This is a genomic window from Planomonospora alba (genome assembly GCF_039534085.1).
Taxonomy (GTDB): domain Bacteria; phylum Actinomycetota; class Actinomycetes; order Streptosporangiales; family Streptosporangiaceae; genus Planomonospora_B; species Planomonospora_B alba.
This window is the reverse complement of sequence record NZ_BAAAUT010000010.1, coordinates 57,054-78,039: the sequence shown is the minus strand read 5'-3', so window position 1 is coordinate 78,039 and position 20,986 is coordinate 57,054. Positions and strand designations below refer to the sequence as shown.

Genomic DNA, 20,986 nt, shown 5'->3' with positions numbered 1-20,986 from the left:
CCGGGGCCCGGCTCCGGCGGGCGTTCCCACAGGCGTCTCCGGCCCGGCGGCCGCCGTACGGCTAGCGGAGGGCGTCGACGGGCTCCATGCGGGCGGCCCGCAGCGAGGGGTGGAGGCCGGCGAGCAGCCCCACCGCGGCCCCGGCCAGGGGCGCGGCCAGGGCCAGGCGGACGTCGAGGACGGGCGTCCAGTCCCGCACGGCGGAGACGGCCACGACGGTGACGACGCCGAGCCCGCTCCCGACCACGCCGCCGGCCAGTCCGATCAGGGTGGACTCCAGGAGGAACTGCGCGGCGACGTGGCGGCGTGCGGCGCCCAGGGCGCGGCGCAGGCCGATCTCGGCGACCCGCTCCATCACGGTGACGAGGGTCACGTTGGCGATGCCGACCGCGCCCACCACCAGGGAGACCAGGCCGAGGATCAGGAACAGGCCGTCGACGTCGTCCTGCACGGCGTCGCGGGCGCGCTTGGGCGTGGGCGGCGCGATCACCTGGAGCTCGGTGGCGTGGCCGGGGCTCAGCGCGAGGGGGGCCTGGCGGGCGATCAGCTCGGCGGCGCCGAGGGTGGTGTTGACCAGGACGCGGCTGACGTGCTTCAGACCGAGCTGCGCGCCCGCGGTGGGCGGCACGATCACGGCCGTCGACAGGGCCTGCTCACGGCGGAGGCCGCCCAGCACGCCGATCACCGTGTAGGCGCGTCCCTCGACGAACACGGCCGGGGCGCTCTCCATCCGGGCGACGCCGAGCATCTCGGCGGCCTGCTCGCCGAGGACCGCCACGCGGTCACCCCGCCGGACGTGGCCCGCGTCGAAGAAACGGCCCCGGGTCATCCGGCCGAGCACGGCGCCGGGCAGCTCCGGGGTGGCGGCCACCACGGCCAGGGTCTGGCCGGTGACCCGGGTGGGGTCGACCAGGGTGTTGGAGGTGACCCGGAGGTTGGAGCTCGCGTCGGTCTGGGCGACCGCCGCGGCCGAGACGACCCCGCGCAGCCGCAGCAGTCCGGCGTGGGAGTCCCAGCCGACGGCCGGGCCGAGCCTGCCGGGGACGTCCACGGTGATCGCCGTGGCGGTGAGCTCGTCGAACCGGCCGACGATCTGGTTCCCGGCGGTGGCGGCGACGCCCAGGGTGACGACGAGGGTGGTGATGCCCAGGACGGTGCCGAGCGTGGTCAGCGCCGAGCGCACGGGCCGGGCGAGCACGCCCGCGAGGGCCTCGGACCACAGGTCGCGGATGTCCACGTCACTCCTCGGTGAGCAGGCCGTCGCTGATGCGGACACGGCGGCCGGCGCGGGCGCTCACCGCGTCCTCGTGGGTGATGACCAGGAGGGTGAGCCCTTGGCCGTGCAGTGCGTCGAACAGGTCGAGCACCATCTCGGTGTTGCCGCTGTCGAGGTTTCCGGTGGGCTCGTCGCACAGCAGCAGGGACGGCTCGCCCAGCAGCGCCCGGGCGATGGCCACCCGCTGGCGCTCGCCGCCGGACAGGCGTCCGGGCGGGAAGCCGGCGCGGTGCGCCATGCCCACCTTCTCCAGCATCGCCATCGCCCGCTCACGCCGGCCCCGGCGGGGCGGTCCGCCGTACACCTCGGCGAGCATGACGTTCTCGGCGACGGTGCGGTGCGGCAGCAGGTGGAAGGACTGGAAGACGAACCCGATCCGGCGGCCGCGCAGCCGGGTCCTCGCGCCGTCCCCGAGGGCGGTCGTCTCGATCCCGTCGAGGAGGTAGGAGCCGGAGCTGGGCCGGTCGAGCAGGCCCAGCGTGTTGAGCAGGGTCGACTTGCCGGATCCCGACGGGCCGACGACGGCCAGGTAGTCGCCCCGCTCGACGCGGAGGCAGACCCCGCGCAGCGCGTGCACGGGCGGGTCCGCCGGGAACACCCGGCCCACGTCGCGCAGGAGGATCACCGGGGGACCGTCTCCGGACGGCTCGCGGCGGCCGGGCGCGGCTCCGGACCCGGGGACGGACCCCGGGACGGACCCCGGGGCGGGCCCGGGCGCGGTGGAGGGCGCGGTCTCAGGCACCGCCCACCACCACGCGGTCGCCCTCCTTCAGGGCGCCCGGCTCGACCGGGCTCACCTGGACGCTGCCGTCGGCGGCCAGGCCGGTCCTGACGGGGACGTCCCTGGTCCGGTCGCCGGGCAGCTCGACCTGGACGCGCGGCCTGCCGTCGGCGGAGGTGACGACCGCGGCGACCGGCACGGTGAGCACCTCGCCCTCCGTCGCGCCGACGGCGATCTTCGCGGTGACCGGGTCGCCGACCAGCTCGCGCAGGCCCTTGGCGGGCCGGGGGGTGAGCAGGACGGGCACCGCGCCGGGTCTCTTCCCGGCCGTGCCGTCCCCGGTGGACCGGCCGGGGCCCGCGGACCCTCCGGAGGGGGTCTCCTCCTGCGCCGCCGGCCGGGCCGCGGCGCCGGTCGCGGTGAGCACGGCGGTGAACCGTCTGCCGTCACCGGTCTCCAGGGTCGCCCGCATGCCCTTGCGCAGCAGTCGTGCCTCGGCGGCGTCGACCGATCCGGCGACCACGAGAGTGGAGGCGGTCACGGTGGCGACCTCGCCGTCCACGACGTCGCCGGGCTTGACCGCGGCCCTGTCCAGCCGGGCGGGCAGCCGGGACAGGAAGACGACCTCCCCCGGCGGCACGCTGGTGCCGTAGGTCCTCAGGTAGTCGGCCAGGATCGCCTTCGCGCCCGCCACGTTCCGCCTGCTGTGGGCGACCTTCGTCTCCAGCAGCCGCCTGCTGTCCCGGGGGGTGACCCGGGCGAGGGCGTGCCGGGCGGCGAGCAGGTCCTCCTCGGCGGTCTGCACCGCCTGGCGGAGGGTCTCCAGCTCCCGGCGCGCGGCCAGGTCGGGTTCCTGGGCGGTGTAGCCGCGCCTGCCGTACCACGTCCGGACGGCCGCGGCGGTGGCGGCGTCGAAGACGCCCGTGGCCGGGACGGCCACCCCCAGGCGGCGCAGGGCGGCCTGGAGCTGCTCGACGTCGCGCCCGCGGGTGCCGGGGGTCATGGTGCGGTGCATGGGGACCCTGCCCTTCAGGGCGAAGACCGGCCGGCCGTTGACCTCCATCAGCACCGACCCCTCCCGGATCGTGCCCGGACGGGGGGCCCGGGTGACCCGCTGGACCTCGGCGCCGCCGCCGACCACCCCGGCGAGGGTGACCGGCAGCGGCGAGCCGTACTCCAGGGTGCCGCCGGCGGTGACCGTGCTGGTCAGCTTCCGCCGGACGACAGGTGAGGTCACCAGTGACGGCTCGGGGGGCCGGCGGAGGGCGGCCTCGTCGGCGGGGGAGCGGAGCCGCGTGCCGACGGCCCAGCCCGCACCGGTGATCACGGCGAGTCCGGCCAGGACGCCGGCCAGCAGCCTCTTCGGGGATCTCGCGGTGCCGCGGGGGCTCACGGCAGCACCGCCGCCGCGGTCACGACCACTGGATCGCTCCGTATCCGAACTCCGCGTAGACATCGGGCATGGTGTTCAACTTGGCGAAGAAGGCGGGGTAGAACTCCTTGCCGCACTCCAGGTCGTCGAGAGCGCCCTTGATCTCCTTCTCCAGGTACGGCCGGGCCTGCTCGGCGGTCAGCTCCGGCACGTACCGGCCCTCGCCTTCCGCGACGGGGTTCTCGGCCTGGGACCTGCCGATGCGGTCCGCCTCCTTCTGGAAGGTCTTGGCCCCGGCCTCCCGCATGTCGGTGGGGCGCAGGGAGGCGACCTCGTACCCCTTGCCCTTGAGGCAGTCGCCGAAGGAGCGGGCGAGCTCGACCAGCCGGGGGTCGCCGTCGAGCTCCCGGTCGAGCTGCTCGGAGCGCCGGCCGAGCTGCTCGTAGTAGTCCTCCATCGTGGTCACGGTCTTGCCGAGGATCTTCTTGACGGTCTCGGTGCGGCAGGCGTCGTTCGCCTCCTCCCAGGCGACGGCCTGGGTCTCGGAGAGCTCGCTGATGATGTCGTCGTTGGTGCCCCACGGGTGGACGAAGTAGGGCTCGGCGTTGGGGTCGCCGGGGTAGACGTACCGGGAGAAGATCTTGAAGCCGTACTTCTGGCGGATCCTCCGCATCGCCTCGTAGTCCCCGCGGTCGGCGGCGCGCTGGTCGTCGCTGATCTTCCGGGGCGGCGGGACGTGCACGTTGTAGCGGAAGCCCCGTTTCTTCATGCAGTCGGCGCGGGCCGTCTCGATCTGGCGGCGCAGGTCAGGGGTGGGTGAGGGGGAGGGCTGCGCGGCGGTCTGGGCCTGCGCGCCGCAGCCGGTCAGCACGGCGAGGGCCAGGGCGGCCGCGGGCATGGTGGTGCGAACTCGTGACATGGGATGACCTCGTTCTCCGTGTGTTCTCCGGGCGGAGGCATGCGGACATCGCCCCGGGGCGGTGGCCGCCCCGGGTTCCGGGCGAGGATGGCGGGCCGAGCCGGTCGGCTCGGGAGGCGGGGCCCGCGCGGACCCGGCGGGGACGCCGGGCGGGCCCGCGGGGCGCTACAGGAGCGCGTGCTGCCGCGCGTGGTACGGCAGGCCCGCGGCCAGCGCGGTCAGCAGGACGAGTACGGCCAGGTGGGCCAGGTCCTGGACGGGGTGGGCGCCGAGGTTCTCGGCGTAGACGGCGCAGACCGGGACGAGATAGATGCCGGCGGCCGCGGCCCAGCGCGGGTCGCGCGCCACGCGGCCGGCGTGGGCCGCCAGGCAGAGGAGGCCGATCTCCACGGCGACCCGGGCGGCGGTGAGGGCGCCGGGGCCGTCCGCGAAGTCGAGGCCGGCGGGGTCGGCGCCGGCGAGCGCCGGGACCGCCGCCCACCACAGCCACGACCGCGGTCGCGGCCGGGGCGCGCGGACGGCCAGCACGAGCAGGCCGCCGGCGACCAGGGCGTAGCCGAGCATCGGCGCGACCGGGCCGCCCGCGCCGTAGAGCGTGCCGCCGCCCGCGCCGTAGAGCACGTCGCCGTGCTCACCGCTCCAGACGGGGTCGCGGCGGACGGGCAGCAGGGTCGCGTCCAGCCAGGGCCGTCCCAGGGTGATCGCGCCGATCTTGGTGGCGACCAGCAGCGTCACGGGCAGCGCGAGCCGTACCCGCCCGCGCATGACGAGCAGGACGGCCAGTGCCGACAACCCGACCCAGAGCGGGACCGAGGTCGCGTACGGCACCAGCACCGCGAGGTGGGCGACCGAGACCGCCAGGATCCCCAGGTGGAGCGCGTCGGCCCAGGCGGGCCCGCGGGCCGCGTGGGCCACCCGGGCGCGGAACCCGGCGGCCACCAGGGACAGGGACTCGCGCGGCGAGGGCAGGGCCCGTCCCGGTTCGGCGGTCTCCAGCAGGGTGGCGACGATCTCGTCGCCGTGCCCGTTCCGGTAATCACGGGGATAGCTGCGCAGCAGCCACCGGTACCACCGCTCGAGAGCGCTCGCACCGGCCCCTGTGACGGTGGGAGATCTCGTAGCGACGGTCATGAGAACGCCGATCCGGGACGGAGGATCCGGCTGGTGACGACGGCGGCGGCCTGCTGCATGCGCAGGGCCTCGGCGGAGACCAGGTTCCTGCCCGGGTCGGTCAGGCGGAAGTAGCGGCGGGGCCGGCCGTCGACGGTCTCCTCGCGGTCCACGGTGATGAGCCCGTTGGCCGCGAGCCGGTCGAGCGCGCCGTACAGCGTGCCGACCGGGAGCCGCACCCGCCCCTCCGAGAGGGCCAGGGTCTGCTTGATGATCCCGTGCCCGTGCAGGGGGCCGTCGAGCAGCGAGGCCAGGATGAAGTAGGTCGGCTCGCTGACCGATGGTGATCCTTTAGCCATGCGGGAGACCATACTTCGCCGGGCGAAGTATGGTCAAGCGCGGATCTCCGGCGGACGACCGGCCGCGGCGGCCGGCGCCGTGGTGGGAGGATGGCCCGCATGTCGATGCCCCAGGTCGCCTTCGAGGACGTGCTCGCCGCCCGCGACCTCCTGGACGGCGTCGCGCTGCGCACCCCGGTCCTCCACTCGCACGTGCTGTCCGGCCTGCTCGGCGGGCCCGTCCACCTCAAGTGCGAGCACCTGCAGCGCTCGGGCTCGTTCAAGGTGCGCGGCGCCTACGTCAGGATCGCCCGGCTGGGCCCCGAGGAGCTGCGGCGGGGCGTGGTGGCGGCCAGCGCGGGCAACCACGCCCAGGGCGTGGCGCTCAGCTCGGGGCTGCTGGGCACGGAGGCGACGGTCTACATGCCGGAGGGGGCGCCGCTGCCCAAGGTGGCCGCCACCCGCTCCTACGGCGCCGACGTGGTCTTCGCCGGGCACACCGTGGACGCCGCGCTGAACAGCGCGAAGGAGCACGCCGAGCGGACCGGCGCGGTGTTCATCCACCCGTTCGACCATCCCGACGTGGTCGCCGGGCAGGGCACGATCGGCCTGGAGATCCTGGAGCAGCTCCCGGAGACCGCCACGATCGCGGTCTCGATCGGCGGCGGCGGGCTGGCCGCCGGGGTCGCGCTGGCGGCCAAGTCCCTGCGGCCGGGCGTGCGGGTCGTCGGCGTGCAGGCGGAGCGGGCCGCCGCCTACCCGGCCTCGCTGGCGGCCGGGCACCCCGTGGCGGTACGGCCCGCCACCACGATGGCCGACGGCATCGCGGTCGGCCGGCCGGGGGACCTGCCCTTCGAACTGATCCACTATCTGGTCGACACCGTGGTCACGGTCACCGAGCAGGAGATCTCCCGGGCGCTGGTGCTCTGCGCGGAGCGGGCCAAGCAGGTCGTCGAGCCGGCCGGGGCCGCGGGCGTGGCGGCGGTCATGGCGCATCCGGAGGTCTTCGAGCCGCCGGTGGCGGTGGTGCTGTCCGGCGGCAACATCGACCCGCTGCTGCTGGTGAAGGTGCTGCGGCACGGCCTGGCCGCGGCGGGGCGCTATCTGACGCTGCGCCTGGCGCTGCCCGACCGGCCGGGCACGCTGGCGGCGCTGATGGCCGAGATCGCGGGGATGGGCGCCAACGTGCTGGACATCGCGCACGAGCGGGTCGGGGTGGACCTCGGCGAGGTGGAGGTCCAGCTCCACCTGGAGACGCGCGGGCCGGACCACGCCGAGGAGGTCCTCGGCTCCCTCAGGAAGCGGGGATACCGGCCCGTCGCGGGGTGAGCGGCACGCCGCCGCGCCCGCGCCCGCCCGACGCGGCCCGGCGGGCGATCCCCGCTGCGCCCGCGCCTGCCGTGCACCGCCCGCCGTACGCGGTCCGACGGGCCGTATCCGCCGGGCCGCCCGCCGCCTCCGCGGCGCGGCCACCGGTGCCCCGGTCACCAGGAGGTCGGCTTCTTCTCCGCGAACAGCCAGGCGTCGAAGAGCGCGTCGAGCTCCTCGCCGGAGACCTTCTCGGCCAGCGCCGTGAAGTCCTCCGTGGTGACGTGCCCGTACTTGTGCTCGGAGCTCCAGGTGCGCAGCAGCTCGAAGAAGTCCTCGTCCCCGATCTTCTGCCGGAGGGCGTGCAGGGCCATGCCGCCCCGGGTGTAGACCGAGTTGTTGAACAGGTCGTCCGGGCGGGCGCGGCCCGGGGCGTACTTCCAGATGGCGTCGCCGGGCCCGGCGGAGTAGTGCAGGCGGAAGGACTGCTCGGCGGTGGCGTCGCCCTGGTGCTCCTGCCAGAGCCACTCGGCGTAGGTGGCGAAGCCCTCGTTGAGCCAGAGGTCCTTCCAGCGCTTGATGCTGAGGCTGTTGCCGAACCACTGGTGGGCCAGCTCGTGGGCGATGATGTCCTCGTCCGGGGCGAAGCCGCCGTACATCGGCTTGGTCTGGTTCTCCAGGGCGTAGCCGGTGGAGAAGTCGTCCACCACGCCGCCGGTCGAGGAGAACGGGTAGGGGCCGAAGACGGTCGCCCAGTAGTCGGTGATCTTCCCGGAGAGCGTGTAGAGCCTGTCCAGCGAGTCGCGGAAGCGCGGGTCCGCCGCGGCGAGGTTCTTGATGCCCGAGGCGGTCCTGCCCTCCCGCAGGACGAACTTCCCCAGCGTCATGGTGGCCAGGTAGGTCACCATCGGGTGGTCCTCCCGCCAGAGGTAGGTCGTCTTCCCGCCCTCCGTCTTCGGCTCTGCGGCCAGCTCTCCGTTGGCCAGCGCGGTGATCCCCTCGGGGACGGTGATCTGGAACTCGTAGCGCGCCTTGTCGGCCGGGTGGTCGTTGCCGGGGAACCAGGTCTTGGCGCCGTTGGGCTCGCAGGTGACGAAGGCGCCGTCCTTGGTCGGGATGAAGCCGTAGGTGCCCAGGTTGGACGAGTCCGTGACGGGCCTGGGCCGGCCGGCGTAGGCGACCTCGACGGTGAACGCCGCCCGGCTCGCGACCGGCCGGGCGGGGATGACGGTGAGCTCGGTCCCGGTGCGCTCGAACCGCGCCCGCGCGCCGTCCACGGTGACCCGCTCGACCGTGAAGCCGGACAGGTCGAGGTTGAAGCGGGTCAGCCCCTGCGTGGCGGTCGCCTCGATGGCGGCCGTACCGGACAGGTGCCGTCGGCCGGGGTCGTAGTCGAGGTCGAGCCGGTACCGGCCGACGTCGTAGCCGCCGTTGCCGTCGTCGGGGAAGTCGGGGTCGCCGATGCCGGGTGCGCCGGGCCCGGGCGCGGTCTGGGACGTGCCGGGCCCGGGCGCGGTCTGGGAGGCGGTGGCGCCGGACGGCACCGTGCTCCCGGCCTCCGGGGTGGCCCCGCCCTGCGTGCCGGGGGCGGAGCAGGCGGCCGCACCGGTGGTCGCGCAGAGCAGGACGGTGGCGGCCGCGACGGCCGGCCGGCGTGACGCCATGGTCTCGGTCTCCCCCTTCCGACCCCGGACCGCGCCGGGGCGCGTTCGCAGACTACGCGAGCGGCCCCGGCCAGGTCAGGACATCGCGGGGAGCCGGCGCCCTACAGGTTGCCGCGGCGCTCCTGCTCGCGCTCGATGGCCTCGAACAGGGCCTTGAAGTTGCCCTTTCCGAAGCCGAGCGAGCCGTGCCGCTCGATGAGCTCGAAGAACACCGTCGGACGGTCCTGCACCGGCTTGGTGAAGATCTGCAGCAGGTAGCCGTCCTCGTCGCGGTCGACCAGGATGCGGCGCTTCTTCAGCTCCTCGATCGGGGCGCGGACCTCGCCGATGCGGGCGCGCAGCTCCGGGTCGTCGTAGTAGGAGTCGGGCGTGTCGAGGAACTGCACGCCGGCCGCGCGCATGTGGTCGACGGCGGCGAGGATGTCGTTGGTGGCCAGCGCGATGTGCTGCACGCCGGGACCGCCGTAGAACTCGAGATACTCGTCGATCTGCGACTTCTTCTTGGCGATGGCCGGCTCGTTGAGCGGGAACTTCACCTTGCGGGTGCCGTCCGCGACGACCTTGGACATCAGCGCCGAGTACTCGGTGGCGATGTCGTCGCCGATGAACTCGGCCATGTTGGTGAAGCCCATGACCCGCTTGTAGAACTCCACCCACTCGTCCATCTTGCCGAGTTCCACGTTGCCGACGCAGTGGTCGACCGCCTGGAAGAACCGGCCGTTCCTGGTGTCCGGCGGGGCGACGAGCGGCTCGGCCGCGACATAGCCGGGCAGGTACGGCCCGGCGTAGTTCGAGCGGTCGACCAGGGTGTGCCGGGTCTCGCCGTAGGTGGCGATGGCCGCGACCACCACCTTGCCGTGCTCGTCCTCCATCGTGTGCGGCTCCACCAGGCCGCGGGCGCCCTGGGCCACCGCGTGGGCGTAGGCCGCCTCCACGTCCGGGACGTCCAGGGCCAGGTCGATCACACCGTCGCTGTGCTCGGCGACGTGCCGGGCGATGTCGGTGCCCGGGCGCAGCGAGCCGCGGAACTCGAAGCGGGCGCCGCCGGAGGTCAGCACGTAGGCCACCTCGTCCCGGCTGCCGTTCTCCGGGCCCTTGTAGGCCACCAGCCGCATGCCGAACGCGGTGGAGTAGTAGTGCGCGGCCTGCTTGGCGTTGCCGACCGCGAAGACCACGGCGTCCATGCCGTTCACAGGAAAGATGTCGCTCATGCGGACACTGTCGGTATTGATGGACGGTCTGTGCAAGAGTTACATATTTTGATGGGCAATCTGTACAGTTACCGGCTGGTAAGCAAGGAGTTGCTGGACATCATGACGATCGACCGGCTCGACGCCCGGCTCATCGCGCTGATGGCCGCCGAACCCCGGATCGGCGTGCTGGAGTGCTCGCGCCGGCTGGGGGTGGCGCGGGGGACCGTCCAGGCGCGCCTCGACCGCCTGACCGCCCGCGGGGTGATCACCGGGTTCGGCCCCGAGATCGACCCCGCCGCGCTCGGCTACGACGTGACCGCCTTCGTCACCCTGCAGATCCGCCAGGTCAGCGGGCACGACCCGGTCGCCGTCCAGCTCGCCGAGATCCCCGAGGTCCTGGAGGTGCACACCATCACCGGCGGCGACGACATGCACTGCCGCGTGGTGGCGCGCAGCAACGCCGACCTGCAGCGGGTCATCGACCGGATCGTCGACGTGCGGGGGGTGGTCAGGACCTCGTCGGTCATCGCCTTGGACACTCCTGTGCCGTATCGGGTGATGCCTTTGGTGTCGGATGCCCCGCATCGGGCAGAGAGGTAGCCGTACCATCCCAAGAGGGAATCAGGCACCGTTATCCACCGTTTACCCTTAACGGTTCGTTCGGCTGACGGGGGTCGGCCGCGCGCCGGATCTGGGGGGCAGGTTGAAGGGCGCAGGGAAGGGCGGGTCCGGCAGACGGCGGCTCCTGCGGATCGCGCTGGCCGTCCTCGGGGCCGGGATCATCGCGGCGATCGGCCTGTTCGCCGTGGCGTGGGCGATGACCCCGATCCCGGACAGCACGCAGCCCGGCGCCACCGCGCAGGGATCGGTGATCTACTACCGCGACGGCAGGACGGTGCTCGCCAAGCAGGGCGTCAACCGCAGGCCCGTCGGGCTCGACCGCGTCCCGGAGAGCCTCAGGAACGCCGTCATCGCCGCCGAGAACCGCTCGTTCTACTCCGACCAGGGCGTCTCCCTGCGGGGCACCGCCCGCGCCGTGTGGTCGACGGTCAGCGGGCAGCAGATCCAGGGCGGCTCGACGATCACCCAGCAGATGGTCCGCAACTACTACAGCGGCCTCAGCCAGGAGCGCTCCGCCGTCCGCAAGCTCAAGGAGATCATGATCTCCCTGAAGGTGGACCGGTCGAAGTCCAAGGACTGGGTGCTGGAGCAGTACCTCAACACGATCTACTTCGGCCGGGGCGCGTACGGCGTGCAGGCCGCGGCCGACGCCTACTTCCGCAAGGACGTCTCCAAGCTGACCGTGGCCGAGAGCGCCTACCTCGCCGCGGTGATCCAGCAGCCCACCCGGTTCGCCGACCCCCGGGGCGAGGACCTGGCGGCGGCCCGCGCCCGCTGGCGCTGGGTGGTCGACGGCATGGTGAAGACCGGGGCGCTCACCCCGGAGGAGGCCGCGGAGGCGGAGTTCCCCAAGCTGAAGAAGCCCCGGGAGGTCTTCGAGCCCGAGGGCCAGGAAGGCTACATGCTCGACCAGGTCAGGGCCGAGCTGCGCCGCCGCGGCTACACCGACGAGGACGTCAACCAGGGCGGCCTGAAGATCGTCACCACCTTCGACGGGAAGCTGATGGAGGCCGCCGAGCGGGCCGTCACCTCGGTCCTGCCGGAGGGCACCCCGAAGAAGGTCCGCACCGGCCTGGCCGCGGTCGACCCCGCGACCGGCGAGGTCGTCGCCTTCTACGGCGGCCGCGACTACGACGCCAACAAGTTCGACAACGCCTTCTCCGCCGAGGTGCAGGCCGGGTCCACCTTCAAGGCCTACGTGCTGGCCGCGGCGCTGGAGAACGACCACGGCCTCGGCACCCGGGTCGACGGCGACTCGCCGATGCGCGTCGCCTCCGCGCGGATCCCCAACGCGGGCGGCGCCTCCTACGGCCGGGTCGACCTGGTGCAGGCCATGCGGCACTCGGTGAACACCGCCTTCGTCGACCTCGGGCAGAAGGTCGGCCTCGACGAGGTGGTCGAGGCCGCCGCGGCCGCGGGCATCCCGGTCGACCAGCTCACCCCGCACCGGGACGCGGCGACCCTGCCGCTGGGCGTGGCCTCGGTGAGCGCGGTGCAGAACGCCTCCGGCTTCGCGACCTTCGCGGCGGGCGGCGTGCACCGCGACGTCCACGTGATCCGCTCGATCACCACCGCCGAGGGCAAGATCAAGATCACCGAGAAGGGCGAGCGGGTCTTCTCCGAGCGGACCGCCGCCGACGTCAGCTACGCCCTCACCCAGGTCGTCACGGGCGGCACCGGGACCGCCGCCCGCCTCTACGACCGCCCGGCGGCCGGCAAGACCGGCACCACCGACAAGTCGGCGGCCGCCTGGTTCGCCGGCTACACCCCGCAGCTCTCGGTCGCGGTGAACATGTTCCGCGACGACAACAAGCCGGTGGCCGTGGGCGGCGTGGTCCAGTACGGCGGGCAGTACCCCGCGCAGATCTGGCGCGCGTTCATGGCCGAGGCGATGTCCGGCAAGCCCGTGAAGGAGTTCCCCGAGCCGTCCTCCTACGGGTACACCCCGTCCTACGCCGACGACGCCCCCGCCGCGGACCCGGACGGGGAGGGCGGCCACGACCCCGGCCCCGACGCCGGGCCCGCCCCGGAGGAGACGCCCGCCGCGCCCACGCCGGACCCCGCGCCGACGGGCGGGCCCGCCCCGGAGGAGACGGCCGTCCCGGACGGCGGCGAGCCGACCGCGCCCCCGCCTCCGCAGGAGACGGCGGTCCCCGTCCCCGAGGACCCCGGCACCGGCACCGAGCAGGGCGGGGACGTCGGGACCGCCGACCGCGGCTCCGCTCCGGCGGGCGCGGTCCAGGCGCCCGCGGGCTGACCCGCCGGCCCGCGGGCGCGCGAAGGGTCGTCGGAGGGCTTCCCAAGGACTCCCGGAGGGCTCTCCAGCGGTTCTGAAGGGCGGCGGGGCGCACGGGCACCCCCGGAGGCGAGACCGGGGACGGCGCCGCTCCCGGAGGGGGACGGCAGGGAGCGGTTCCCGCAGGAGGCGGCCGGGAGCGGTGCCTCAGGAGTCCTGGGTCGCCCCGCCCAGCTCCGCCTTCAACGCGGCCGGGGTGGTGACCGGCATGCGGCAGGTGAAACCGCGGCAGACGTAGGCGGCCGGGGAGCCGCCGACCAGGCCGCGGCCCTCCAGCAGCGGCACCGGCGCGGCCCCGTCGGCGCCGGGCTCCCCGAGCGCGACCACCAGGCCCGGCACGGTGGACGTCAGCGCGGCCCGGTGCAGGGCGGCGGTGGCCGGGTCGTCCGGCGGGCCCACGACGGCCACCTCGACCGGGCCGGAGAGGGCGGCCCGGGCGACGGCCAGCCCCCAGCCGGCGAACCTGGCGTGCTGGGCGGCCAGCACGCTGACCGTGCCGAGGGCCTCCTGCGCGGCCTGGCGGTGCCGCGCGGAGCCGGTCAGCGCCGCGTAGGTGAGCAGGGCCCCGGCCGCGGCGAACCGGCCCGAGGGGGTGGCGTTGTCGGTGGGGTCCTGGGGGCGCTGGAACAGGCGCTCGGCGTCGTCGGCGGTGTCGTAGAAGCCGCCGGAGCCGTCGGAGAAGCGGTCGAGCACCGTCTCCAGCAGCGTCCCGGCGTGCCGGAACCAGCGGGCCTCCCCGGTCACCGAGTAGAGCGCGAGCAGCCCCTCCGCCACGTCCGCGTAGTCCTCCAGGACCCCCGCGTTGGCGCCGGCCCGGCCGTCGCGCGAGGTGCGCAGCAGCCGGTCGCCGTCGAGGTGAACCTCCTCCAGCAGGACGGCCGCGTCCCGGGCCGCGGCCACCAGGTCGGGCCGGTCGAACAGCGCCCCGGCCTCGGCGAGCGCGGCGACGGCCAGGCCGTTCCAGGCGGCGACCACCTTGTCGTCCCGGCCGGGCCGCACCCGCCGGGCGCGGGCGTCCAGCAGGGCGGCGCGCACGCGCGCGAAGCGCTCGGGGTCGTCGGGGTCGTCGAGGAGCTGGAGCACCGAGGTGCCGTGCTCGAACGTCCCGGTCACCTCGAAGGTCCGGACCGCCCAGTCGCCGTCGTCGGCGCCGAGGACCTCGCGCAGCTGCTCGGGCGTCCAGACGTAGAACCTGCCCTCCACGCCCTCGCTGTCGGCGTCCAGGGCCGAGGCGAAGCCGCCCTGCGGGGTGCGCATCTCGGACAGCAGCCAGTCCGCGGTCTCCAGCGCCACGCGCCTGCCCAGCACCGAGCCCGTGGCGCGCCACCAGTGCGCGTAGACCCGCAGCAGCAGCGCGTTGTCGTAGAGCATCTTCTCGAAGTGCGGCACGACCCACGCGGCGTCCACGCTGTAGCGGGCGAAGCCCCCGGCGAGCTGGTCGTAGATCCCGCCTCTGGCCATGGCCTCCAGCGTGCGCCCGGCCATGTCGAGGGCCTGGCGCCCGCCGTGCCGGAGCAGGAACTCCAGCACCATCGACGGCGGGAACTTGGGCGCCCCGCCGAACCCGCCGCGGACCGGGTCGAAGGACTCCGCCAGGTTGCGCACCGCCGCGTCCAGGGTCTCGGCCGAGGGGACCGGCCCGGTGGGGAAGGCCGCGCGCTCGTTCAGTGCCTCGACGATCTTCGCCCCCTGGGTGAGCACGGCCTCGCGGTCGTTCTTCCAGGCGTTGGAGACCCCGACGAGCAGGCGCTGGAACTGCGGCCGGGGGAAGTAGGTGCCGGTGTAGAAGGGGTGGCCCTCCGGCGTGGCGAAGACCGTCATCGGCCACCCGCCCTGGCCGGTCATCGCCTGCGTGGCCGTCATGTAGACGGCGTCGACGTCCGGCCGCTCCTCGCGGTCGACCTTCACGTTGACGAAGAGCTCGTTCATCAGCTCGGCGGTGCCGGGGTCCTCGAACGACTCGTGCGCCATGACGTGGCACCAGTGGCAGGCGGAGTAGCCCACGCTGACCAGCAGCGGCACGTCCCTCCGCCGAGCCTCGGCGAAGGCGTCCGGGCCCCACTCGAACCAGTGGACCGGATTGTCGGCGTGCTGGAGCAGATAGGGACTGGTGGCGTCCTTCAGCCGGTTCATGGCGACCCCTCCCGCGAGCGAGGCGCGGGCCCTGTCCGCCCGCGTGCACGGGGTCCTACCCGCACGTCCACCCACCCTAGACCGGTGCGGCCGTCCGGCGCGGTCGCGGGGCGGTGGTTCCGCCCGGCGGCAGGTCGCGCGGGCGGCCGCTTACGCGGCGCACGGTGCGCGGGCGGTCGGTTACGCGGTGCGCGGGCGCGCGGGTGGGCGGGCGCTGCGGCCACCGCGTGGTCCGGCGGGGCCGCGGGACGATCCCCGCCTGTCCCTCCCGGCGGAGGGACGATCCCCGCCTGTCCCTCCCGGTGGAGGAGAGACAGGCGTAGGCTGGCGAGACGTGGACCTCGACTTCGTCTGTGTGCACGCCGGCCGCCCGGCCGCCGGGCTGACCCGGCGCGACGTCGCCCGCGCGCTGCTCGCCGTGCCCTCGGGGGTGGCGCTGGTGGCCCTCGCCGACCTGCGGCGCGCGATGCTGGCGGCGGGCAACCCGCTGTCGGCGCCCTTCTGGGAGTCCGCCCGCACGACGCTGAGCGCGATCGAGTCGGGGAACGCGACGATCGGCGACGTGCAGCGGTGGCTGGAGTCCACCGGCACCGAGCCGCTGCTGCTGACCCGGAGCCTGTTCGTCTGGCCGGAGGAGGACGAGCGGGGCCCGGTCGCCGCGGAGATGTACGGCCGGCTGGTCTCCCACCTGGAGGAGCAGATCGCCGCCGGGGTGATCGACCCGGACGCGCTCGCCCGCGGCGACTCCGGAGCCCGCAGGGCCTACGAGGAGCTGCAGGAGCACTGGCTGGCCGGCCCGCTGCCGGACGGCAGGGTCCCGGCGGCGGCGGTCGACGAGGAGCAGGACGAGGAGCTGTTCGCCGCCTGGGACGAGGAGGAGGCCTTCGCCCTCGACGAGCTGCGGCGCATCCTCGCCGAGCTGCCCGACCCGGTGCGGCCGGAGGCCGAGCTGCGGGCCGCGGGCGCGCGGCTGCGCCGGGTGCTGTCCGAGCCCGGATACCCGGGGAACGTGCTGCGGGCGTGCGCCGGCTACTGCGACGGGCCGCTGCCCGGCGACGACGAGGAGCTCTGGCTGTCCGTCACGGCGGGCGTCGCCGGACCGGTCGCCGACCTGCCGGAGGACGACGACACGGTCGAGGAGTTCACCGACCTCGAAGCGGGGCTGAGCCCCGAGGACTCCGCGCTGGCCTCGCTGTGCGCGATCCACCACGCGGACTGGCTGGCCGCGGTGGCCGCCCTGGCCAGGCGCGGCCCCGGGGTGCTGGCCTCGCCGGAGCGGATCGCCCGGTTCATCGCCGAGTCCGACGACATCGACGTGGACATGGACGAGCCGGAGGACCTGGCGGCGACCGAGACGCTGTTCGGCTCGGTCGCGCCGCTCTGGAAGACGCTGGGGATCGTCGACGGCAGCGGGATCCTCACCCCGCTGGGCCACTGGGGCCTGCCCCGGGCGCTGGAGCGCGCCTGGTCGGCGACGGACGCGCTCGGCGACTGAGCGCGGTCTCGGTGCGCGGGCCTACTTGGCCCGGGCGGCGCCGTCCGGCTTCCTGTCCCGCCCGGCCTGCTCGGTCTCGGAGGGAAGTTCGATTCTCGAGATCTGCTTCCTCATCGACTTGACGAGCAGGAAGAGCGCGAGCCCTATCGCCGCCACGACGAGGAAGCCCAGCAGGCCCGGGCTGACGTCGGCCGGGTCGAAGGTGTCGAGAGCAATCACGCTTCCAGTCTGCCACCGCGGACCCGTGGTCGTGTCAGTGGCAGGCCGGGGTCACCTCGTCGGCGTGGATCCCGGCGAACAGGTCGTCCTCGGGAAGCTCGGTGTCCACCAGGGAGCGCGCCAGGTGGTAGTCCTCGGTCGGCCAGACCTCCTGCTGGAGCTCGCGCGGGCAGACGAACCAGAAGCCGTCCGGGTCCACCTGGGTGGCGTGCGCGAGCAGCGCCCGGTCGCGGACCTCGAAGTAGTCGGCGCAGGGGATGCGGCTGGTCACCGGCCACTTCTGCGGGCGGTCCTCCCAGCGGGCGATCCAGTCGGCGTACGGCGAGCCCATGCCGCGCGCGGTCATGGCCTCGTGCAGCGCCTCGAACCGCTCCTTGGTGAAGCCCATGTGGTAGTAGAGCTTCAGCGGCTGCCAGGGCTCGCCGGCCTCGGGGTAGCGGTCGGGGTCGCCCGCCGCCTCGAAGGCCTCCACGGAGACGCGGTTGGTCATGATGTGGTCCGGGTGCGGGTAGCCGCCGTCGTCGTCGTAGGTGAGGATGACGTGCGGCCTGAACTCGCGCACCGCCGCGACCAGGGGGGCCGCGGCGACCTCCAGCGGCTGGAGGGCGAAGCACCCCTCGGGCAGCGGCTCGCTCTCGTCCTCCGGCAGACCGGAGTCGACGAAGCCGAGGAAGCGCTGCTCCACCCCGAGGATCTCCCGCGCCCGCTCCATCTCCTGGCGGCGGACCTCGCCGATGTTCTCCAGGATCTCCGGCCGGTCCATCTTGGGGTTCAGGATCGAGCCGCGCTCCCCTCCGGTGAGGGTGCACACGAGCACGTCCACGCCTTCGGCCACGTAACGCGCCATCGTGGCGGCGCCCTTGCTCGACTCGTCGTCAGGATGCGCGTGAACGGCCATCAGCCTCAGCGGTGCACTCACGGGCTCGACGTCTCCTCTTCAACGTTCAACGGTGCCGCTCGGATCCCCGCGCCTCGCGGGTTGGCCTGGATCACTCCAGGGAGAGGCTAGTTTCTCTATGGCGGTCGCGGGGGCGGGGCCCCCGCGAGGGACAATTGTCTCGGATAACGCCGAGGTAGTGCAGGGAGATTCCGTCATGGCCACCAGTGAGGCCGACCAGGGCCGGTTCGAGGGCCCCGTCCTCGGCACCCCCGGTGACGTCCCCGACCGCCCGGAGCGCGGGGGGCGCTTCGTGGTGCACGTGGTGATCGCGATCCTGTGCGCGGTCACCGCGGGAGGCTGGGGTTACGTGATGTGGGCGGCCAAGGGCGAGACCGAGGTCATCAACCAGGTCATCGCCTTCGACGTCGACCACGGGGAGTACGCGGAGATCACCTTCGAGGTGATCAAGCCTGACGACCGCGCGGCGGTCTGCCGGCTGCACGCCATGGACGTCGGCCATGCGGAGGTCGGGAGCCGCGAGGTGGAAATACCCGCTGGTGAGGGGTATGTCAGGCTTACTGAACGGCTACAGATCAGTGCTCCGGCGACCTCCGCCGATGTCGAGTACTGCTATCTCGTATAGTGAGACATTTGGGGAAGCGTTCGAGCGGTTAACTTGTTAGCCTTTCGAGATTCGATCGTCCGCTACCCAAGCACGATGCCCCACAGAGGAAGCACAAGGAGAACCCGTGGCCGACTCCCACACCGAGAGCGTCACCTGGCTGACTCAGGAGGCGTACGACCGCCTCAAGCAGGAGTACGAATACCTCTCGGGGCGCGGGCGCGTCGAAATCGCCAAGAAGATCGAGGCCGCCCGGGAGGAAGGCGATCTGAGGGAGAACGGCGGCTACCACGCCGCCAAGGACGAGCAGGGCAAGATGGAGGCCCGCATCTTCCACCTCCGCCAGATCCTGGACACCGCCAAGGTCGGCGAGGCGCCGCGCACCGAGGGTGTCGTCGGCCCGGGCATGACCGTCACCGTGCGCTTCGAGGGCGACGACGAGGAGGTCACCTTCCTGCTGGCCTCCCGCGAGGAGAGCGGCGCCCCGATCGACGTCTACTCGCCCAAGTCCCCGCTCGGTGCGGCGATCAACGGCAAGAAGGTCGGCGAGAAGGCCTCCTACACGATGCCGAACGGCCGCTCCAACACCGTGGAGATCCTGGAGGCCGTGCCGTACAACGGCGGCAACTGACCCGCGGGCGACCACCGATCCGCCGGGGCCCGGGCCCCGGCGGATCGCCATGTCCGCCAGGCCTTTCCCATCCCCTCATGTGACCATGATGCGGGTACGGAGTGTTTTGACGTCTTCGCCTGCATCCAGGCGTGATGTACGGCAGGCTCGTAGGGCTGGACTCCCGCGGGGGAGCGCCACCGGGTGGAAGGGGAGGCCGACGTGTTCGAGCGGCGGGCGCGTGTCCCCGCGGTGATCCGGGAGGTCCGCGGCGACCTCGCCTACGGCCCCCCGCTCAGCCTCAGGCACGGCCGGCGGAGCATCGGCATGCTGGGGCAGGTGGTCCCGGCCCTGGCGGTCCTCGTGGTCGCCGTGCTGACGGCGGACATCGTGGTGCTGGGCCAGATGGCGGGGGAGCGGGGCCCGGAGACCGTCGCCGTGCGCCGGCCCGCGGAGCGGGCCCCGGCGGGCCGGGCCGTGCCGACCGGGGTGCCGACCGGGGTGCCGGCCGTCCCGCCCACCGCCGTGCCGGCGGCGCCCCCGGCCGTCGCCCCGCTCACCGGGACGCGCGAGGCCAGCCTGTTCGTGGTCGCGCACCGTCCGCTGAGCTCGGCCGTGGTGGCGAGGGCGGCCCGGATCAAGGGGGTCCGCGCGATCGAGCGCGCCGACGCGGCCGAGGTCGTCCTGGACGGCAAGCGGGTGCACGCCCTGGGGGTGGACCCCTCGACGTTCCGCGCGTACACGCCCCGGCCGACCGCCAGGTCCGACAGGCTCTGGCAGAACGTCGCGGCCGGTGAGATCGCCGTCTCCTTCGTCCTCGGCAACGACGGGGGCATGGAGCTGGGCAAGGTCGTCACCAGCGGCGGGCGCAGCCTGCGGGTGGGCGCCTATGCGACGATGGGCATGGGCGCGGTCGACGCCGTGGTCTCCCGGCGGACGGCCCGCGAGCTCGGCATCCCGGAGAACAACGCCCTGGTGATCAGCGCCCCGCGCGCCGACCCGGCCCGGATCCGCGCCGCCCTGCTCGAGATCCTGCCCTCCGGCAGCCAGGTCGTCCCGGTCGACCCGGTCTACGCGCCCTCCTCGGGCGGGGCCGGGTCCTCCCCGGCGTTCCTGACCGCCGCCCAGGTGCGGACCGCGCTCACCGCGGCGGCCGGCAAGATCGGCCGGCCGTACGTCTGGGGAGCCGAGGGGCCGGACGCCTTCGACTGCTCCGGCCTGGTCCAGTGGGCCTACGCGCAGGCGGGCGTGCGGCTGCCCCGGGTGACGCACCAGCAGTTCGTCGCCGGCCCGCAGGTCCCGCTCGCCGAGGCGCAACCGGGTGACCTGCTGTTCTGGCGCCACGATCCGACCAACCCCGGATACGTCTCGCACGTGGCGATCTACTGGGGCGACGGGAAGATGCTGCACGCGCCGCGGACCGGTGACGTAGTCAAGCTGGTCCCCGTCACCACGAGGAACTTCGCCGGGGCCGTGCGGGTCAGCCCGCAGGCCGCAGCCCTGGTCCCCTGAGCTCCGGGGCCGTGCGGGCCGGCCCGCACGGCCGCCGCTGGTCCGCTGAGCGCCGGGGCCCGGGAGCGGGCGGTGACGGAGGCGGGCCGGGGAGCGGCCGCCGAGGAGGATCATCCACCGACGCCTCTCCTGGTGTCCTTCTTCCAAGCGATGTAATCTTCATTACATGGAAAGCAGAGAAGCAGAGGCGGTGCTGCGCGGGTGGTTCGCGGGACGGCTGCCCGACGACTGGTTCCAGGAGGCGCCGGAGATCACCCTGGACCGGGAGGAGATCGCGGTGGTGGGCGTCCTGCGCCCGCCCGCGGTGGGTGAGGAGGCGACCGCCGCCGAACGGGCCGCCGCGCTGGAGGGGGCCGCGCAGCGCTTCCGGGAGGAGACCCGGGAGCGGCGCATCGAGATCGCCCGGGAGGCCGAGCACAGGTTCCGGCGGAAGGTGTCCTGGGGCGTCCGGGTGGGCGACCGGAAAGTGATGTTCACCACACTTTCCGTCCCTGTCATGACCCGGCTCCGCCAGTCCGAGCGCCTGGTCCTGGACACCCTGGTGGCCGCGGGCGTGGCGCGCAGCCGCAGTGACGCGCTCGCCTGGTGCGTGCGGCTGGTGGGCAGGCACGCCGACTCCTGGCTGGCCGATCTGAGGGAGGCGCTGCAGCAGGTCGACCGGATCCGCGCCGCGGGGCCCGACACCGCTTCCTGAGCC

The 20,986-nt window shown here is 73.8% G+C and carries 19 protein-coding genes; 8 read left to right on the top strand and 11 right to left on the bottom strand.

The features are described 5' to 3' along the window. Window positions 1-61: 61 nt before the first annotated feature. The 6 genes from ABD823_RS08040 to ABD823_RS08015 form a co-directional block, all read right to left on the bottom strand. Window positions 62-1,237 (bottom strand): ABC transporter permease, encoded by a 1,176-nt coding sequence (locus ABD823_RS08040; RefSeq protein WP_344857390.1) that lies wholly within the window; start codon window positions 1,235-1,237, stop codon window positions 62-64. A gap of 1 nt (window position 1,238) precedes the next feature. Beyond that, window positions 1,239-1,901: an ABC transporter ATP-binding protein gene (locus ABD823_RS08035; protein ID WP_344857388.1), complete on the bottom strand. Its 663-nt coding sequence runs from the start codon at window positions 1,899-1,901 to the stop codon at window positions 1,239-1,241. A 109-nt stretch (window positions 1,902-2,010) separates the two neighbouring features. After that, on the bottom strand, window positions 2,011-3,390 hold the full coding sequence (locus ABD823_RS08030) for a peptidoglycan-binding protein (RefSeq protein WP_344857386.1): 1,380 nt from the start codon (window positions 3,388-3,390) through the stop codon (window positions 2,011-2,013). A 19-nt stretch (window positions 3,391-3,409) separates the two neighbouring features. Further along, entirely contained in the window at window positions 3,410-4,288 is an 879-nt protein-coding gene (locus ABD823_RS08025) for a hypothetical protein (RefSeq protein ID WP_344857384.1), read from the bottom strand. A gap of 165 nt (window positions 4,289-4,453) precedes the next feature. Next, window positions 4,454-5,419, bottom strand: coding sequence for a hypothetical protein (locus tag ABD823_RS08020; protein WP_344857382.1), 966 nt, complete (start codon window positions 5,417-5,419; stop codon window positions 4,454-4,456). Then, window positions 5,416-5,757 (bottom strand): PadR family transcriptional regulator, encoded by a 342-nt coding sequence (locus ABD823_RS08015; protein WP_344857380.1) that lies wholly within the window; start codon window positions 5,755-5,757, stop codon window positions 5,416-5,418. Before ABD823_RS08015 ends, ABD823_RS08020 begins: the two co-directional genes overlap by 4 nt. 99 nt (window positions 5,758-5,856) lie before the next feature. Between ABD823_RS08015 and ilvA the strand changes: the two genes are divergently transcribed. Further along, the gene (gene ilvA / locus ABD823_RS08010; protein ID WP_344857378.1) at window positions 5,857-7,065 is read left to right on the top strand and encodes a threonine ammonia-lyase; all 1,209 of its coding nucleotides are present in this window, start codon (window positions 5,857-5,859) and stop codon (window positions 7,063-7,065) included. 155 nt (window positions 7,066-7,220) lie between these two features. On the opposite strand, the gene ABD823_RS08005 is transcribed toward ilvA, so the two are convergent. Together ABD823_RS08005 and hppD are read right to left on the bottom strand one after the other, a co-directional pair. Then, on the bottom strand, window positions 7,221-8,708 hold the full coding sequence (locus ABD823_RS08005) for a M1 family metallopeptidase (RefSeq protein WP_344857376.1): 1,488 nt from the start codon (window positions 8,706-8,708) through the stop codon (window positions 7,221-7,223). Between the two features lie 101 nt (window positions 8,709-8,809). Further along, entirely contained in the window at window positions 8,810-9,919 is a 1,110-nt protein-coding gene (gene hppD, locus ABD823_RS08000; protein ID WP_344857374.1) for a 4-hydroxyphenylpyruvate dioxygenase, read from the bottom strand. A gap of 102 nt (window positions 9,920-10,021) precedes the next feature. Here hppD and ABD823_RS07995 point away from each other — a divergent pair, with 102 nt between their 5' ends. Together ABD823_RS07995 and ABD823_RS07990 are read left to right on the top strand one after the other, a co-directional pair. Further along, complete coding sequence (locus ABD823_RS07995; protein WP_344857519.1) at window positions 10,022-10,501, top strand: Lrp/AsnC family transcriptional regulator; 480 nt, start codon at window positions 10,022-10,024, stop codon at window positions 10,499-10,501. 103 nt (window positions 10,502-10,604) lie between these two features. Further along, the gene (locus ABD823_RS07990; RefSeq protein ID WP_344857372.1) at window positions 10,605-12,779 is read left to right on the top strand and encodes a transglycosylase domain-containing protein; all 2,175 of its coding nucleotides are present in this window, start codon (window positions 10,605-10,607) and stop codon (window positions 12,777-12,779) included. Window positions 12,780-12,965: 186 nt separating this feature from the next. On the opposite strand, the gene ABD823_RS07985 is transcribed toward ABD823_RS07990, so the two are convergent. After that, window positions 12,966-14,951 carry a thioredoxin domain-containing protein gene (locus ABD823_RS07985; protein ID WP_344857370.1) on the bottom strand — a complete coding sequence of 662 codons (1,986 nt, stop codon included), beginning with the start codon at window positions 14,949-14,951 and terminating at the stop codon, window positions 12,966-12,968. A 334-nt stretch (window positions 14,952-15,285) separates the two neighbouring features. Here ABD823_RS07985 and ABD823_RS07980 point away from each other — a divergent pair, with 334 nt between their 5' ends. Beyond that, complete coding sequence (locus ABD823_RS07980) at window positions 15,286-16,446, top strand: hypothetical protein (RefSeq protein ID WP_344857368.1); 1,161 nt, start codon at window positions 15,286-15,288, stop codon at window positions 16,444-16,446. Window positions 16,447-16,467: 21 nt separating this feature from the next. On the opposite strand, the gene ABD823_RS07975 is transcribed toward ABD823_RS07980, so the two are convergent. Together ABD823_RS07975 and mca are read right to left on the bottom strand one after the other, a co-directional pair. Next, a complete protein-coding gene (locus ABD823_RS07975) occupies window positions 16,468-16,665 on the bottom strand; it encodes a hypothetical protein (protein ID WP_344857366.1) in 198 nt (65 codons plus the stop codon). A gap of 34 nt (window positions 16,666-16,699) precedes the next feature. Further along, window positions 16,700-17,584, bottom strand: coding sequence for a mycothiol conjugate amidase Mca (gene mca, locus ABD823_RS07970; protein WP_344857364.1), 885 nt, complete (start codon window positions 17,582-17,584; stop codon window positions 16,700-16,702). 175 nt (window positions 17,585-17,759) lie between these two features. Between mca and ABD823_RS07965 the strand changes: the two genes are divergently transcribed. From ABD823_RS07965 to ABD823_RS07950, 4 genes are all read left to right on the top strand, one after another. Then, window positions 17,760-18,188, top strand: a complete 429-nt coding sequence (locus ABD823_RS07965) for a DUF4307 domain-containing protein (RefSeq protein ID WP_344857362.1) — start codon at window positions 17,760-17,762, stop codon at window positions 18,186-18,188. A gap of 106 nt (window positions 18,189-18,294) precedes the next feature. Beyond that, complete coding sequence (gene greA / locus ABD823_RS07960; protein ID WP_344857360.1) at window positions 18,295-18,798, top strand: transcription elongation factor GreA; 504 nt, start codon at window positions 18,295-18,297, stop codon at window positions 18,796-18,798. A 183-nt stretch (window positions 18,799-18,981) separates the two neighbouring features. After that, the gene (locus ABD823_RS07955) at window positions 18,982-20,289 is read left to right on the top strand and encodes a C40 family peptidase (protein WP_344857358.1); all 1,308 of its coding nucleotides are present in this window, start codon (window positions 18,982-18,984) and stop codon (window positions 20,287-20,289) included. Between the two features lie 166 nt (window positions 20,290-20,455). After that, a complete protein-coding gene (locus tag ABD823_RS07950; RefSeq protein ID WP_344857356.1) occupies window positions 20,456-20,983 on the top strand; it encodes a hypothetical protein in 528 nt (175 codons plus the stop codon). Window positions 20,984-20,986 lie beyond the last annotated feature (3 nt).

Coding starts and splice junctions, on each gene's coding strand:
- ABD823_RS08025 (WP_344857384.1), bottom strand. CDS start 4,288: ATGTCACGAGTTCGCACCACCATGCCCGCGGCCGCCCTGGCCCTCGCC.
- ABD823_RS08020 (WP_344857382.1), bottom strand. CDS start 5,419: ATGACCGTCGCTACGAGATCTCCCACCGTCACAGGGGCCGGTGCGAGC.
- ABD823_RS08015 (WP_344857380.1), bottom strand. CDS start 5,757: ATGGCTAAAGGATCACCATCGGTCAGCGAGCCGACCTACTTCATCCTG.
- ilvA (WP_344857378.1), top strand. CDS start 5,857: ATGTCGATGCCCCAGGTCGCCTTCGAGGACGTGCTCGCCGCCCGCGAC.
- ABD823_RS08005 (WP_344857376.1), bottom strand. CDS start 8,708: ATGGCGTCACGCCGGCCGGCCGTCGCGGCCGCCACCGTCCTGCTCTGC.
- hppD (WP_344857374.1), bottom strand. CDS start 9,919: ATGAGCGACATCTTTCCTGTGAACGGCATGGACGCCGTGGTCTTCGCG.
- ABD823_RS07995 (WP_344857519.1), top strand. CDS start 10,022: ATGACGATCGACCGGCTCGACGCCCGGCTCATCGCGCTGATGGCCGCC.
- ABD823_RS07985 (WP_344857370.1), bottom strand. CDS start 14,951: ATGAACCGGCTGAAGGACGCCACCAGTCCCTATCTGCTCCAGCACGCC.
- ABD823_RS07965 (WP_344857362.1), top strand. CDS start 17,760: ATGGCCACCAGTGAGGCCGACCAGGGCCGGTTCGAGGGCCCCGTCCTC.
- ABD823_RS07950 (WP_344857356.1), top strand. CDS start 20,456: ATGGAAAGCAGAGAAGCAGAGGCGGTGCTGCGCGGGTGGTTCGCGGGA.